At 72.8% G+C, this 13708-nt stretch carries 16 protein-coding genes; 11 read left to right on the top strand and 5 right to left on the bottom strand.

Going from position 1 to position 13708, the window contains the following annotated elements; genetic code table 11:
* Positions 1 to 13: 13 nt before the first annotated feature.
* Positions 14 to 760 carry a response regulator transcription factor gene (locus CRP29_RS09695; RefSeq protein ID WP_097194777.1) on the bottom strand — a complete coding sequence of 249 codons (747 nt, stop codon included), beginning with the start codon at positions 758 to 760 and terminating at the stop codon, positions 14 to 16.
* Positions 761 to 1026: 266 nt separating this feature from the next.
* On the opposite strand from CRP29_RS09695, the gene CRP29_RS09690 reads away from it, so the two are divergent.
* The 4 genes from CRP29_RS09690 (at position 1027) to pstB (ending at position 4914) form a co-directional block, all read left to right on the top strand.
* The gene (locus tag CRP29_RS09690; RefSeq protein ID WP_097194776.1) at positions 1027 to 1998 is read left to right on the top strand and encodes a PstS family phosphate ABC transporter substrate-binding protein; all 972 of its coding nucleotides are present in this window, start codon (positions 1027 to 1029) and stop codon (positions 1996 to 1998) included.
* Between the two features lie 72 nt (positions 1999 to 2070).
* Entirely contained in the window at positions 2071 to 3048 is a 978-nt protein-coding gene (pstC, locus tag CRP29_RS09685; protein ID WP_245852687.1) for a phosphate ABC transporter permease subunit PstC, read from the top strand.
* A complete protein-coding gene (gene pstA / locus CRP29_RS09680; RefSeq protein WP_097194775.1) occupies positions 3048 to 3944 on the top strand; it encodes a phosphate ABC transporter permease PstA in 897 nt (298 codons plus the stop codon). Before pstC ends, pstA begins: the two co-directional genes overlap by 1 nt.
* 52 nt (positions 3945 to 3996) lie before the next feature.
* Positions 3997 to 4914: a phosphate ABC transporter ATP-binding protein PstB gene (pstB, locus tag CRP29_RS09675; protein WP_097194774.1), complete on the top strand. Its 918-nt coding sequence runs from the start codon at positions 3997 to 3999 to the stop codon at positions 4912 to 4914.
* A gap of 27 nt (positions 4915 to 4941) precedes the next feature.
* Here the strand turns inward: pstB and CRP29_RS09670 are convergent, their stop codons facing one another.
* Together CRP29_RS09670 and CRP29_RS09665 are read right to left on the bottom strand one after the other, a co-directional pair.
* Positions 4942 to 6147 carry an MFS transporter gene (locus CRP29_RS09670; RefSeq protein ID WP_097194773.1) on the bottom strand — a complete coding sequence of 402 codons (1206 nt, stop codon included), beginning with the start codon at positions 6145 to 6147 and terminating at the stop codon, positions 4942 to 4944.
* A 10-nt stretch (positions 6148 to 6157) separates the two neighbouring features.
* Positions 6158 to 7552 (bottom strand): FAD-dependent oxidoreductase, encoded by a 1395-nt coding sequence (locus CRP29_RS09665; protein ID WP_245852686.1) that lies wholly within the window; start codon positions 7550 to 7552, stop codon positions 6158 to 6160.
* A gap of 145 nt (positions 7553 to 7697) precedes the next feature.
* Between CRP29_RS09665 and CRP29_RS09660 the strand changes: the two genes are divergently transcribed.
* Complete coding sequence (locus CRP29_RS09660; protein ID WP_245852685.1) at positions 7698 to 8036, top strand: ArsR/SmtB family transcription factor; 339 nt, start codon at positions 7698 to 7700, stop codon at positions 8034 to 8036.
* A 1-nt stretch (position 8037) separates the two neighbouring features.
* Here CRP29_RS09660 and mshD read toward each other — a convergent pair whose 3' ends face one another.
* Both mshD and CRP29_RS09650 read right to left on the bottom strand, forming a co-directional pair.
* Positions 8038 to 8925: a mycothiol synthase gene (gene mshD, locus CRP29_RS09655; protein WP_097194771.1), complete on the bottom strand. Its 888-nt coding sequence runs from the start codon at positions 8923 to 8925 to the stop codon at positions 8038 to 8040.
* Positions 8926 to 8929: 4 nt separating this feature from the next.
* On the bottom strand, positions 8930 to 9661 hold the full coding sequence (locus tag CRP29_RS09650; protein WP_097194770.1) for a winged helix-turn-helix transcriptional regulator: 732 nt from the start codon (positions 9659 to 9661) through the stop codon (positions 8930 to 8932).
* Positions 9662 to 9830: 169 nt separating this feature from the next.
* Between CRP29_RS09650 and CRP29_RS09645 the strand changes: the two genes are divergently transcribed.
* The 6 genes from CRP29_RS09645 (at position 9831) to CRP29_RS09620 (ending at position 13651) form a co-directional block, all read left to right on the top strand.
* A complete protein-coding gene (locus CRP29_RS09645) occupies positions 9831 to 10673 on the top strand; it encodes a hypothetical protein (RefSeq protein ID WP_097194769.1) in 843 nt (280 codons plus the stop codon).
* A 46-nt stretch (positions 10674 to 10719) separates the two neighbouring features.
* Positions 10720 to 11412 (top strand): LmeA family phospholipid-binding protein, encoded by a 693-nt coding sequence (locus CRP29_RS09640; RefSeq protein WP_097194768.1) that lies wholly within the window; start codon positions 10720 to 10722, stop codon positions 11410 to 11412.
* 29 nt (positions 11413 to 11441) lie between these two features.
* Positions 11442 to 11891 (top strand): thioredoxin family protein, encoded by a 450-nt coding sequence (locus tag CRP29_RS09635; RefSeq protein ID WP_245852684.1) that lies wholly within the window; start codon positions 11442 to 11444, stop codon positions 11889 to 11891.
* Between the two features lie 150 nt (positions 11892 to 12041).
* Positions 12042 to 12476, top strand: coding sequence for a DUF4395 domain-containing protein (locus CRP29_RS09630; RefSeq protein ID WP_097194767.1), 435 nt, complete (start codon positions 12042 to 12044; stop codon positions 12474 to 12476).
* Positions 12477 to 12520: 44 nt separating this feature from the next.
* Positions 12521 to 13348, top strand: coding sequence for a sulfurtransferase (locus CRP29_RS09625; RefSeq protein ID WP_097194766.1), 828 nt, complete (start codon positions 12521 to 12523; stop codon positions 13346 to 13348).
* Positions 13349 to 13357: 9 nt separating this feature from the next.
* The gene (locus CRP29_RS09620; protein WP_097194765.1) at positions 13358 to 13651 is read left to right on the top strand and encodes a DUF1416 domain-containing protein; all 294 of its coding nucleotides are present in this window, start codon (positions 13358 to 13360) and stop codon (positions 13649 to 13651) included.
* Positions 13652 to 13708 lie beyond the last annotated feature (57 nt).

Raw genomic sequence — 13708 nt, 5'->3', positions numbered from 1 at the left:
AGGCGCGTGGCAGTCAGTCGGCGGGAGCCTGCAACAGGTAGCCGGAGCGGCCGACCGTCGTGATCAGTCGCGGCCGCCGCGGGTCGTCACCGAGACGGAGGCGGAGCCGGCGCAGGTGCACCGACACCGTGTTGGACGCCGACGGCGCGGTCCGGCCCCAGACGGCCTCCCACAGCTCGGCCTGGCTCACCACGCGCCCCTCGTGCGTCATGAGGAAGTGGAGCAGTCGGAACTCCTGCGGAGGCAGCGGGATCAGCGAGCCGCGCAACCGGACCGTCCGGGCGCCGGGTGACAGGGCGAGGCCCCCACACCGGACCACGTCCCCGTCGTCCGGCGACGAGGGCCCGAGCGCGGTCACCAGCGACAGGAGCTGGGCGGTCCGGTAGGGCCGCGCGACGCAGGCCACCGCCCCGGCCTCCAGTGCGGCACCGACGAGCTCCGGGTGCTCGCTGCCCACGGCGACGACGACCGGCAGGTCGCCGCGGCGGTTCAGCAGCCGCACCACGGTCGTCGCCGGGACGTCCTCGAGGTCGGCGCGCATCAGCACCACGTCCGGGTGCGCCGCCCCCGCCATCAGGAGGCCTTCGGCCGCGGAGGCGCAGATGCGCACGTCCAGCCGATCGCCGAACTCGTCGACGAGGCCGGCAGCCTCCGGATCGGGGTCGATGACCAGCAGCAGGATCCGTCGGCGCGGGCTGACCCCGCCCCACGCGGCGCCTACCCCCGGAGGGGCGTCGGCCGGCGGCTGGAGACTGTTCATGGTGCGAGCCAGCGAAGCGTCGACGGGTGTGCTCCGGGGGGCGTCGGTGTGAACGACTCCTGAACATCCGCGGTGCGGTCGATGACGGCCTCCCGGCGCCGGTGACCGAGGGGCGCCGGTGGCGCGACGGAGATCGCCGGCCGTGCCGTCAACGTTCGCCGTCCGTTCACCGGAGGCAGTGCACCGGTTCACCGCCGCTGCCTAGCTTTCGAGCCGTCCGTCCCGCTGCCTGGGCTCAACCAGGCAGAGACAGAGAGGCTCCTCCGTTGACGACCAGCACCCTGCGCCGCCGTTCCGCACCCGCGGCCGCCGTGCTCACCCTTGCCCTTGCCCTCTCCGCCTGCGGCGGTTCCGACGACGACGGGGGCGGCGGTGGCGGCGGTGACGCCCTCTCCGGCGAGGTCCTCGTCGACGGCTCCTCGACCGTCCAGCCGCTGACGGCGGCGGCCGGCGAGTACTTCGCCGAGGAGGAGCCGGGGGTCAACGTCTCCGTCGGCACGTCCGGCACCGGCGGCGGGTTCGAGGTGTTCTGCCAGGGCGAGACCGACATCTCCAACGCGTCGCGTCCGATCAAGGACGAGGAGATCGCCCTCTGCGAGGAGAACGGCATCGAGTTCACCGAGCTGCAGGTCGCCACCGATGCCCTGACCGTCGTCGTCTCCGCTGACAACGACTTCGTCGACTGCCTCACCACGGAGGAGCTGGCCACCCTGTGGGGGCCGGCGGCCGAGGGCACCGTCACGACGTGGGACCAGGTCAACCCGGAGTTCCCGGCCGAGGAGATCGAGCTCTACGGTCCGGGCACCGACTCCGGCACCTTCGACTACTTCACCGACGAGATCAACGGTGAGGAAGGCGTGAGCCGCACGGACTACAACGCCTCCGAGGACGACAACGTGATCGTCCAGGGCGTCTCCGGTTCGGCGAACGCGATCGGCTACTTCGGGTACACGTACTACGAGGAGAACTCCGACGCGCTCAAGGCGGTCGAGATCGACAGCGGCGAGGGCTGTGTCGCGCCCAGCGCGGAGACCGCACAGGACGGGACCTACACCCCGCTGTCCCGCCCGCTGTTCATCTACGTCTCCGACACCGCGGCGTCGGAGAAGCCCGAGGTCAAGGCGTTCGTCGACTTCTACGCGACGAATGACGACCGGATCGCCGAGGCGGCGCAGTACATCCCGCTCAACGACGAGCAGCGCAGCGCTCTGGAGTCCGCGGCCGAGTCGATCGGCTGACCTGGGCGCCTGGCCCGCTCAGCGGACCGATGAACACCCGCTCAGCGGACCGATGAACAGCAGAGGAGCGTCGTGACCATCACGGCAGACGGGGGGTCCCCCGCGGTGGGGACCCCCCGGAGCAAGCGGGGCGGCGGGTTCGACCCGACGTCCCTCCGCCGCCAGTCACCTCGCCACGGCGAGCGGGTGGTCATGGGCGTCCTGATCGCGGCGGCCCTGCTCTCCGTGCTGGTGACGGTCGGCATCGTCCTCTCCCTGCTGCTGCCGGCGATCTCGTTCTTCCGCGAGGTCAGCTTCGGCGAGTTCCTGTTCGGCACCCGGTGGTCCCCCCGGTTCAGCGGCCAGGAGTCCTACGGCGTCCTGCCACTGATCACCGGAACGGCCTGGACCACGCTCATCGCCCTGGTGATCGCCATCCCGTTCGGGCTCGGAGCGGCGATCTACCTCTCCGAGTACGCCCCGTCCCGAGTGCGCAAGGTGCTCAAGCCGGTGCTCGAGGTCCTCGCCGGCATCCCGTCGGTGGTGTACGGCTTCTTCGCACTGACCTTCGTCGCCCCGGTGATCCTGAACGATCTGCTCGGGCTCGACGTCGGCACGTTCAGCGTGCTGTCCGCCGGCCTGGTGCTCGGCATCATGATCATCCCCACCGTGGCCTCGCTGTCCGAGGACGCCATGTCGGCCGTCCCCGACGCCCTCCGCCACGGGTCCATGGCGCTCGGCGCCAACAAGATGCGCACCACTCTTCGCGTGGTCTTCCCCGCTGCCGTGTCCGGCATCGCCGCATCCATCGTCCTGGCTCTCTCGCGGGCGGTCGGCGAGACGATGATCGTCGCCCTCGCCGCAGGTACCCAGGCGAGGATGGTGGGCGGCCCCACCGAGGTCGGGCAGACGATGACCGGCTTCATCGCGCAGACGGCCACGGGGGAGAGCACTCCCGGGACGTTGAGCTACAACACGCTCTTCGCCGTCGGACTGCTCCTCTTCGTCATCACCTTCGTGATCAACATGATCAGCATCCGGCTGGTCCGGAAGTTCCGGGAGGCCTACTGATGGCCACGATCGGTCAACTCGCCACCCGCCCCCTCAAGGCCGAGCGCAACGGCGACAAGAGCCCGGCCTCCATCCTCTTCCTCGTCGCCCTGTGGGTGGCGCTGTCCTTCGCGGTCCTGACCCTGGTGGTCCTGCTGGTCACCTCGTTCATGGACGCGCTGCCACGGTTGGACGGCGAACTGTTCACGAACTACTCCTCGCAGGTCAGCCCGGAGACGGCGGGCGCTCGCGCGGCGATCATCGGTTCGCTCTGGGTGATCGTGGCGACGGCGGTCATGGCGATACCGCTGGGGATCGCCGCGGCGATCTACCTCGAGGAGTTCGCCAACCCGTTGCGCTGGTACAACCGGATGATCGAGGTCAACCTGCAGAACCTCGCAGCGGTGCCGGCCATCGTGTACGGCATGCTCACGGCCGGCCTGGCGCTGACGATCGGGCTGCGACGAGGTGTCGTCCTGGCCGGAGCCATCGCCCTGGCGCTCCTGATCCTGCCCGTCATCATCATCACGACGCGCGAGGCGCTGCGCTCGGTGCCGGCGGAGATCCGCCAGGGGTCGCTGGCTCTCGGTGCGACTCCGCTGCAGACCGTGTGGCGGCAGACCCTGCCCTCGGCGATCCCGGGGATCGCCACGGGGACGATCCTCGCGCTGTCCCGCGCGCTGGGCGAGGCGGCGCCGCTGTTGCTGCTCGGCGGGCTCGTCTTCATCCGGTACGACCCGAACGGCCTGTTCTCGGGCTTCACGACGCTGCCCATCCAGATCTTCAACTGGGCCGGCCAGCCGCAGGTGGAGTTCCAGGAGGTGGCCGCGGCCGCGATCATCGCTCTCCTCGGCCTGCTGCTCCTGATGAACGGCCTCGCCATCGTCATCCGCAACCGGTACCAGAGGCGCTGGTGATCCGACGCCCTCGCCCACAGCTCACCCCCCGCTGCTACGGACTGGACGGCTCATGATCAGCACGACGACCACCGCAGACGACGCCCCTGACGCGTCGACCAGCGCTTCGGACAGCTCGTCCGTCGCCGCGGCGCCCCGCCCGCAGGTGGGCGCCTCGGGCGGCACCGATCGCTACCTGCCCGAGCACCCGACGCCGGTGATCGAGTGCGAGAACGTCGACATCTACTACGGCGCGTTCCGCGCCGTGCACGACGTCTCCCTCGTCTACGGGCGCCACGAGATCACCGCCATGATCGGGCCGTCCGGGTGCGGCAAGTCGACGGTCCTCCGCAGCCTGAACCGGATGAACGACCTGATCCCCGGGGCGCGGGTCACCGGGAAGATCAGCTACCACGGGCAGGACATGTACGGGTCCGGCGTGGACCCCATCGAGGTCCGTCGCCGGATCGGCATGGTCTTCCAGAAGCCGAACCCGTTCCCGAAGTCGATCTACGACAACATCGCCTACGGCCCCCGGGTGACCGGCATGAAGGTCGACTCGATGGACGACCTCGTCGAAGAGGCGTTGCGCGCTGCGGCGCTGTGGGACGAGGTCAAGGACAAGCTCAAGCAGTCTGCCTACGGCCTCTCGGGCGGGCAGCAGCAGCGGTTGTGCATCGCGCGCACGATCGCGGTGCGCCCGGAGGTGATCCTCATGGACGAGCCGTGCTCGGCCCTGGACCCCATCGCGACGGCGCGCATCGAGGACCTCATGGAGGACCTCCGCAAGGACTTCACGATCATCATCGTGACGCACAACATGCAGCAGGCCGCCCGCGTCGCCGACCGGACCGCCTTCTTCACCGCTCAGGCGGCCGAGGGAACCGGTGACCGCACCGGTCAGCTCGTCGAGTTCGACCTCACGTCCAAGATCTTCTCGAACCCTGCCGACCGGCGGACGGAGGACTACATCTCCGGCCGCTTCGGCTGACCCCTCGACCGGCGTGGGCCGTCCGCCTCACCGTCGCGCGCTCAGGGCAGCCAGGCCGGCGGCGCAGGACACGAGCACGGCCAGGACCGCGAACATCGACGGGTAGCTCCCCGTGATGCCGGCCAGCGCCGTGCCCGCCCAAGGGGCGATCGCCGCCGCGGCGGTGATCGGGGCGGCGAAGAACCCGGCCAGCGTTCCGTAGCGGGCGGCTCCCCAGTGCTCGGCGACCACCGTGGCCTGGAGGAGGGTGCCCGCGCCCCGAGCGGCTCCCGCGAGGACCGCCAACCCCACCAGCAGGGCGGTGGGCCCGGAGAACGCCGCGAACAGGGCGAGCGGAACGGCGGAGACCAGCACGATGGCGACCGTGCGCCCCGCGGGGGTCGTGCGGGAGGCGAGTGGCGCGTACCCGATCCGGCCGAGCAGCTGGCCCGCGCCGAGCAGCCCCAGGGTGGTCGCGGCGAGCGTGGAACTGACGCCCCGCGACGTCAGCAGCGGGATCAGCGCGAGGCTGGCGGCGTACAGGCCGAAGGCCGTGACCGTGAGTGCTCCGGCCAGCAGCAGGAAGGACGGCGTGCGCACCTCGTCGGGGACGCGGCGCCGATGCGGGACCGCGCGCGCCGCACCGACGGCGACCCAGGGTGGGGTGAGCGCGAAGGCGTGCAGCGGAACCGTGACCACCGCCAGGAGGAGCGCCAGCAGCAGATAGCTCGTGCGCCAGTCGTAGCGCTCCAGCAGGAGGTGGGTGAGCGGGGCGAAGACCGTGCTCGACAGGCCGGCGACCAGGGTCAGGATGGTCAGCGCCCGCACCCGCCGGTCGCCGTACCACCGGATCAGCGCAGCGAAGGCGGCCTGGTAGAAGACGGCGGCCATGGCGACGCCCGTGACCAGCCAGGCGACCACGAACCAGGCGTACGTGGGTGCGAGGGCGATGCCCGCGGTCGCCGGCACGGCGAGCAGCGAGCCGGTGGTCATGACGAGACGGGGTCCGTGGTGGTCCAGCCAGCGCCCGACCGGGATCCCGGCCAGGGCGGACACGACCAGCCCGCCGGAGAAGGCGGCGGTCGCGGCCGGGGCGGACCAGCCGGTGTCGGCGCTGATGTCGGCCAGCGCCACGGGGAACGCGTAGTAGAGCACTCCCCAGCTGGTGATCTGGGTGATCGACAGCGCGGCGAGCACCCGCCGGGGCGGGCCCGGGCGGGTGCCCGCACCCGCCCCGGCGATGGCGGGCCTCATGGGTGCGCGGTCAGCCGGCGCAGGACGTGGCGGCGGCCACGGTGGCCCGCGGCGCCGGGCCGCAGCAGCCGGCAACAGCCGGTTCTGCGGAGTACCCGTGCCCGGAGCCGGTCGGGAAGCCGACGGCCGGCGCGTCCTCGGCCGCCTCGCGATCGCCGAGTTCGGTCGCGCAGACGCCGGTCTGCGGGAGGTGCAGCTCGACCCGCTGCGCTGCGGCCGTGTCGCCGGCGAGGGCGGCGGCGATCGAACGGACCTGCTCGTACCCGGTCGCGAGCAGGAACGTCGGCGCCCGGCCGTAGGACTTCATCCCCACGATGTAGAAGTTCTCGTCGGGGTGGGACAGCAGCGCCTCGCCGTGCGGCGGAACGGTTCCGCAGGAGTGGAAGTTCGGGTCGATGAGCGGCGCCAGCCGTGCGGGCGCCTCCACTCCGGGATCGAGGTCCAGCCGCACCTCGCGGAGCATGTCCAGGTCGGGACGGAATCCCGTCGCCGCGGCGATCGCGTCCACCTCGATCTGCACGAGATCGCCGTCCCGCGCGGTGCCGGTGACCGTCACCGGGCCGCCGGCGTCGAGCGGCGGTTCCAGTGCCGTCAGGGTGAACTCGCGGACGAGCCGGATGGCGCCGGAGCCCACGGCGGCCTTGAGGGTCGAGCCGAGCAGGCCGCGGGCCGGCAGGCCGTCGGCGTCCCCGCCGCCGTAGAGACGGGCGGGGGAACGACCCCGGATGGCCCAGGTGATGTCGGTTCCTGGCTCCTCGTCGCGCAATCGGGCGAGCGCCAGCAGGGTGTTGGCCGCCGAGTGGCCCATGCCGACGACCAGCGTGTGCCGCCCGGCGAACCGCTTCCGCTCGCTCCCCTGCACGTCGGGGAGCGGACCCACGAGCCAGGGGCCGGCCAGCTCCTCGCCGACCGCCGGAAGGCCGGCCGCGCCGAGCGGGTTGGCGTGACCCCAGGTACCCGACGCGTCGACGACGGCGGCGGCCCGGAGATCGGTGATCTCGCCGGCACGGACCGCGCGGACGATGTAGGGCCGGCCGCGGCGTCCGACGGTGCGCGTCTTGTCCATGCCCTCGCGGGTGACTGCCAGGACCCGGGTGCCCGTACGGATCCGGGACGCGAGCTGGGGAGTGGTGGCGAGGGGGACGAGGTAGGAGTCGACCAGCTCCGCACCGGAGGGAAGCGTGTCCCGGTCGGGTGACTCCCAGCCGGTCCGCTCCAGCAGCCGCAGCGCGGCGGCGTCGACGTCGTACTCCCAGGGCGAGAACAGGCGGACGTGACCCCATTCGCGGATGGCGGCACCGACCTCGTCACCGGCTTCGAGGACGAGCGGTTCCAGTCCCTGCTCCAGCAGGTGCGCCGCGGCGGCGAGGCCGACCGGCCCGGCGCCGATCACGACGACCGGCAACCCTGACTCCTTCACGGAGAGCGACTCGCCCACCCGGACCACCCCTCAGACATCGACACACATCAATGCCCGGTAACCTAACAGCAACCGCTGTTGATGACAACGACTGTGTGGCATAGTCCGGGGCATGCGACAAGGTTTGGACGTGCGGCTCGAGCCCGTCGCCGTCGGCTCGGCCGCCGAGCGCGCGCAACTCCTGGCTCCGCAGCTCAAGGCCATGGGCGATCCCAACCGCCTGCACCTCCTCCTGTTGCTGGCAGAGGGGCCGCACACCGTCCGCGAGCTCACCGAGGCGTCCGGCATGGGGCAGACGCTGGTGAGCCACCACCTGGCGCCCCTCCGGGAGCAGGGGCTGGTGACGATCACCCCGCAGGGGCGCAGCAACGTCTACTCGCTCTGCTGCGAGGCCCTGTCCGGGCCGGTCAAGCTGCTCGCGACGCTGGCCGCGATGACGCCCGAGGGCGCCGACGCCTGCTGCAGCTAGGTCAGCCCGGCTCGCGCCGCCAGGAGACGTCGACGGCGAAGCGGGCGAAACCGCGGCGCTCGTACAGCCGGACGGCGGCGGCGTTGTCCTCCTCGACGTATAGGAGGACCGAGCCCAGCCCCTGCCGGCGCAGGTGGGCCAGCCCCAGGTCGGTGAGCGCGCCGCCGAGCCGCAGGCCCTGGGCGTCGGGGTCGACGCCCAGCACGTAGATCTCCCCGACGGGGTCGGGCCCGGCGTCGCCGGCGGGGTGGACCTTGGTCCAGTGCGAGCCCAGCAGCGTGCCGCCGGCGTCCGGGTCGCCGCGCCAGGCCATGAGGAAGCCGGCAGGGTCGAACCACGGCTCGGCGCAGCGGAGCTCGAGGTCGGCCCGGGTCATGCGGCCCTGCTCGGGGTGCCAGTCGAAGGCGCGGGCGTTGACCCGCAGCCAGGCCGCCTCGTCCCGGCCGGGGCGGAAGGGCAGCACCTGCACGTCGGCGGGCAGCTCCGGTCGCGGATCCGGGTCGAGGTCCGCGAGGTCGCGTCGCATCTGCAGCAGCACGCGGGCGCGTTCGAAGCCGTGCGGGGCGAGCAGCTCCGCCGATCCGGGCAGGTCGCCGTGCGCCCAGATGCTCAGCGGCCGGCCGCCGGCCAGCTCCAGCAGCTGCCGCAGCAGGGCGCGGCCGTGCCCGCGCCGCCGCAGCTCCGGGTGCACCACGAGCTCCGCGACGCCGTCGTCGTACCGGGCGTAGCCGGCGAGGACGCCGTCGTCGTGCACGACCAGGTCGCGCCCGCCCGCGTCGGCGTGCTGCAGTCGCAGCTCGGCGTCCTCCGACAGCGGCCGGACGCCGTCGGCCGCCGCCGCGGCGCGCAGCAGCGCGAGGACGGCCTCGACCTCCTGGCCGGAACTCACCGGGTCAGACCAGCTCGGCGTCGGTCTCCGCCTGCGTCGCCCGGGCGGTGGCGTCGGCGACCTGCTGGTCGAGCTTGTAGCCGACGTTGCGGACGGTGCCGATCAGCGCCTCGTGCTCGGTGCCGAGCTTGGCGCGCAGCCGGCGCACGTGGACGTCGACGGTGCGGGTGCCGCCGAAGTAGTCGTAGCCCCAGATCTCCTGGAGCAGCTGGGCGCGGGAGAAGACCCGGCCCGGGTGCTGCGCCAGGTACTTGAGCAGCTCGAACTCCTTGTAGGTGAGGTCGAGCGGGCGGCCGCGGAGCTTGGCGGAGTAGCTGTGCTCGTCGATGACCAGCTCGCCGGCCTGCGTCACGCCCTTGTCGGCGCCGTCGGCGGGGGTGGCGGCGGCCAGGCGGCGGGAGGTGGCCCACTTCAGCCGGGCGTCGACCTCCGCGGGGCCGGCGGTGTCGAGCAGGACGTCGTCGACCCCCCAGTCGGCGGACAGCGCGACCAGGCCGCCCTCGGAGAGGACGGCGACGAGCGCTGCGGCCACACCCGTGGAGGAGAGCAGGCCGCACAGGGTGCGGGCGCGGATGAGGTCGTGCCGGGCATCGACCAGCACGACGTCGCCCGAGTCACCGTCGAGCAGGCTGGACAGCTCGGGGGCGACGACGCGGACCTGGTGGCCGAGCAACCCGAGTGCGGGCAGGACCTCGGTCGTGGCCTGGCGCGCCGAGGTCATGAGGACCAGTCGCATGTCGTCTCCTCGCGGGTTCCCACGACGCGCAGCCGTGGCGGCCGTCGACGACGCTGTCGAGGTGAGAGCGAAGAATAGCCGACGCGCCCCTGACCCGGCAGATTCCGGCCCGGAACCTCCCTCGCGCCGGTGACGGTCTCGGCGCCCGCGGTCTGCCACCATCGACGCCGTGAGCACCGCCGCGCCGTCGTCCCGCCTGACCGCGCGGGAGCACCACCTGCCCGCGGCGGCGTGCGCAGCGCTCGCCGTCGCCCTGCTCGTGGGACTGCCCGAGGTGCTGGGCCAGACCGGCCGGCTGGCCGCCGTGCTCGTGCTGCAGCTGGGGCTGGTCCTGTGCTGGGTGCTGGTCACCGGCGTCCAGGGCTTCGCCGGCTCGCTGGCGGTGGGCGCCGGCGCCGCCGTCGCCGCGGACCTGGCCCTCGTGCTGCCGGAGGACCCCGAGCTCGGCGACCTGCTCGCGGTGATCGGCATCGGCTTCCTGGCGGTGGTGGTGCAGCAGATGCTGCGCCGGCCGCGGCACGAGCTCGTCGCCTCGCTCTCCGGGGCGGTGCTGATGATGGTCGCCGTCGCCTCGCTGGCCGCCCTGCTGCTGCTCGGGAGCACCGACGCCGGGTCCGAGCGCGCGCGCGTGGCGCTCCTGGCCATGGGCGCGGCGCTGGTCGTCGGCCACCTCGTCGACGCAGGTCTGCCCCGGCCGCAGCTGGCCGACGGCGTGCCGCGCGGGCTGCTCGGCGTGGTCCTCGCGGTCGGTGCGGGTGCCGCGGCGGCGGTCCTCGCGGCCGGCACCGGCGACGCGCTGGACGCCGAGCGGTCCCTGGTGCACGGCGTGGTGATCGGGGGGGTCGCGGCGCTGGCCGCGCTGGTGGCCAGCTACCTCGTGGTCGAGGTCACCCCCGGCGGCGCGCTCGACGACGAGCAGCGTTTCTCCCCCTGGACGCTCGCCGTCGTGCAGGTGGCGCTCCCGGTCGCCGCCTGCGCGCCGGTCGCCCTCGCCCTGCAGGCGGCGCTGTGACCGGCTCTATGACCGGCTCTATGACCGGCTCTGCGATCGGCCGCCCGTGAGGGCGCTGCTGGTCGCACTCCTCCTGCTCGCCGGCCTCGCGCTCCTGGCCGACCGGGTCGCCGTCGGCGTCGCCGAGGGGCAGGTGGCCGGGCAGCTGGCCGGCAAGGGCGGCCTCGTCGGCACCCCCGAGGTCGACATCACCGGCTTCCCGTTCCTCACCCAGGCGATCTCGGGCCGGTACGAGGACGTGCGCATCGCGCTGGACGCCGAGGAGCTGGGCCAGCCGGAGGGCACGCGGGCCGCGGTCTCGCTGCGCGGGGTGCACGTGCCCCTGTCGTCGGTGCTGGACGGATCGGTCGCCGAGGTGCCGGTGGAGCGCATCGACGGCCGCGCGACGCTCGCCTACGACCTGCTGGCCGCCGAGCTCGGCGGCGACGCCACCGTCTCACCCGAGGGGGCGGGGCTCCGGATCACGCGCACGGTCGAGCTCCTCGGCTACACGTTGCCGGTCGGTGCGGCCGGCACCGTCGCGCTCGACGGCGACCAGCTGGTGGTCGACGTCGATCGGGCCACGGGCGCCGGCGTCGAGATCCCGAGCTTCCTGGTCAGCCAGGTCAGCGACCTGCTCGACCTGCGCTACACGGTCCCCGAACTGCCGTTCGGCCTGCAGCTCACCGGGGTCGCGCCCGCGGCGGACGGCGTCGAGGTGCGGGTCGAGGCGACCGATGCGGTGCTGGTGGCGGAATAGTCCACCGCCCCGATCGGGTTGTGCCGTCGATGAGCACGATCGGGATCGTCGTCCTCGCGGTGGCGCTCGCCGCCACGGCGGCCGCGGCGTGGTGGCAGCGCACGCGGAACGGCGCCGTGCGCGCTGTTCCGGACGACGACGAGGAGGCGGGCATGGCGGGATCCGCGGCGTTCGAGCGGCTCGGTGTGCGCCCGGCCGACGCCGACCTCACCGTCGTCCAGTTCTCCACCGCGTTCTGCGGCCCCTGCCGGGCGACCAAGGCCCGGCTCGCGCAGCTGCAGACCACCCGGCCGGGGCTGGCCGTCGTCCAGGTCGACGCCGAGAGCCACCTCGACGAGGTGCGCGAACTGGACGTCCGCCGCACCCCGACGCTGTTCTACCTCGACCGGTCCGGCGCCCTCGTCGGGCGCAGCAGCGGCGCTCCCCGGCCCGACGAGCTCACGGCCCTGGTGGACGCCCACGCGGGGGTGTCCGGGTGATCAGCTACCCTCGCGCCGTGGGCATCCTGCTGACTTCGCGACGCACAGTGGACCTGTGCCGCGTCGGCAGCACCCTCTGTCCGACCTCCTGAGGTCGGCACCCGACCGACCAGACGCGCCCTGTCCGCCGTTCTGAGGTCCTCTTCCGCAATGACTGCACCCTCTCCGCACGTCGACGTGCGTGCCCCGCGGTTCGCCGCCGGGCTCACCTCGGTCGTCCTCGCCGTCGCCCTGCTCACCGCCGGCGGCTGGCTGGTCGCCGCCCAGGCGCTGGTCTTCGCCGTCGGTGCGCTGGCCGGCCTCCGGTTCTCGCCCTACGGCCTGCTGTTCCGCACGCTCGTGGCGCCGCGGCTCGGGCCGGTCCGCGAGCGCGAGCCCGAGGCGCCGCCGCGCTTCGCCCAGCTCGTCGGCCTGCTGTTCACCGTCGTCGGGGCCGCCGGCTACCTGCTCGGCGCCCCCGCGCTCGGCGCCGTCGCCACCGGTCTCGCGCTCGTGGCGGCCCTGCTCAACGCGGCCACCGGCTTCTGCCTGGGCTGCGAGCTGTACCTCACCGCCCGGCGGGCGCTGCCCGCCCGCACCGCCTGACCGACCACCCGACCACCGCACGACCGATCACAGGGAGCTACCCCATGAGCCGCAACGACGTGCTCGTCACCGTCGACTGGGTCCAGGACAACCTGGGCACGCCCGGCCTCGTCTTCGTCGAGGTCGACGAGGACACCAGCGCCTACGACGGCGGCCACCTCGAGGGCGCCGTCAAGCTGGACTGGAAGCAGGACCTGCAGGACCCGCTGCGCCGCGACTACCTGGACAAGACCGCCTTCGAGGCGCTGCTGTCCTCGCGCGGCATCGGCAACGACGACACCGTGGTCCTCTACGGCGGCAACAACAACTGGTTCGCCGCCTACGCCTACTGGTACTTCAAGATCTACGGCCACCGCGACGTCAAGCTGATGGACGGCGGCCGCAAGAAGTGGGAGCTCGACGGGCGCCCGCTGTCGAAGGACGCCGTCGCGCGCCCCGCGACGCAGTACGTCGCGAGCGAGCCCGACCTCTCCATCCGCGCCTTCCGCGACGAGGTCGTGGCCGCGATCGGCAGCAAGAACCTGGTCGACGTGCGCTCGCCCGACGAGTTCTCCGGCAAGATCCTCGCCCCCGCGCACCTGCCGCAGGAGCAGTCGCAGCGGGCCGGCCACGTGCCCACGGCGATCAACATCCCGTGGAGCAAGGCCGCCAACGAGGACGGCACCTTCAAGAGCGACGAGCAGCTGGCCGCCCTCTACGGCGAGCAGGGCTTCGACGACAGCCGCGAGACCATCGCCTACTGCCGGATCGGCGAGCGCTCGAGCCACACCTGGTTCGTGCTCAGCGAGCTGCTCGGCAAGAAGAACGTCAAGAACTACGACGGCAGCTGGGTCGAGTACGGCTCGCTCGTCGGCGTCCCGATCGAGAAGTGAGCAGCTGAAATGTGCGGAGCCCCGAAGCAGGGTGGTGCCCTCGCGGGCATCGACCTGAACACCCAGACGGTGATCCAGGGTCAGGTGTGGCACGACGGCGCACCCGTGGCCGGCGCGTACGTCCGGCTGCTGGACGGCACCGACGAGTTCACCGCCGAAGTCGTCACCAGCCCGGAGGGCGAGTTCCGGTTCTTCGCCGCCCCCGGCACCTGGAAGGTCCGCTCGCTGGCCCCCGTGGGCAAGGGTGAGCGGGTCCTCGACGCCGAGGTCGGCCTGAACGAGACGACCATCGTCATCGACTGACGTCCCTCCGGACGATGCAGCGCCCGTCCCGGCTCCGGCCGGGGCGGGCGCTGCCGT

It is taken from the genome of Blastococcus aggregatus (assembly GCF_900221005.1).
GTDB lineage: Bacteria > Actinomycetota > Actinomycetes > Mycobacteriales > Geodermatophilaceae > Blastococcus > Blastococcus aggregatus.
Note: the sequence above shows the minus strand (reverse complement) of the source record. Positions and strands in the feature narration are given on the sequence as shown.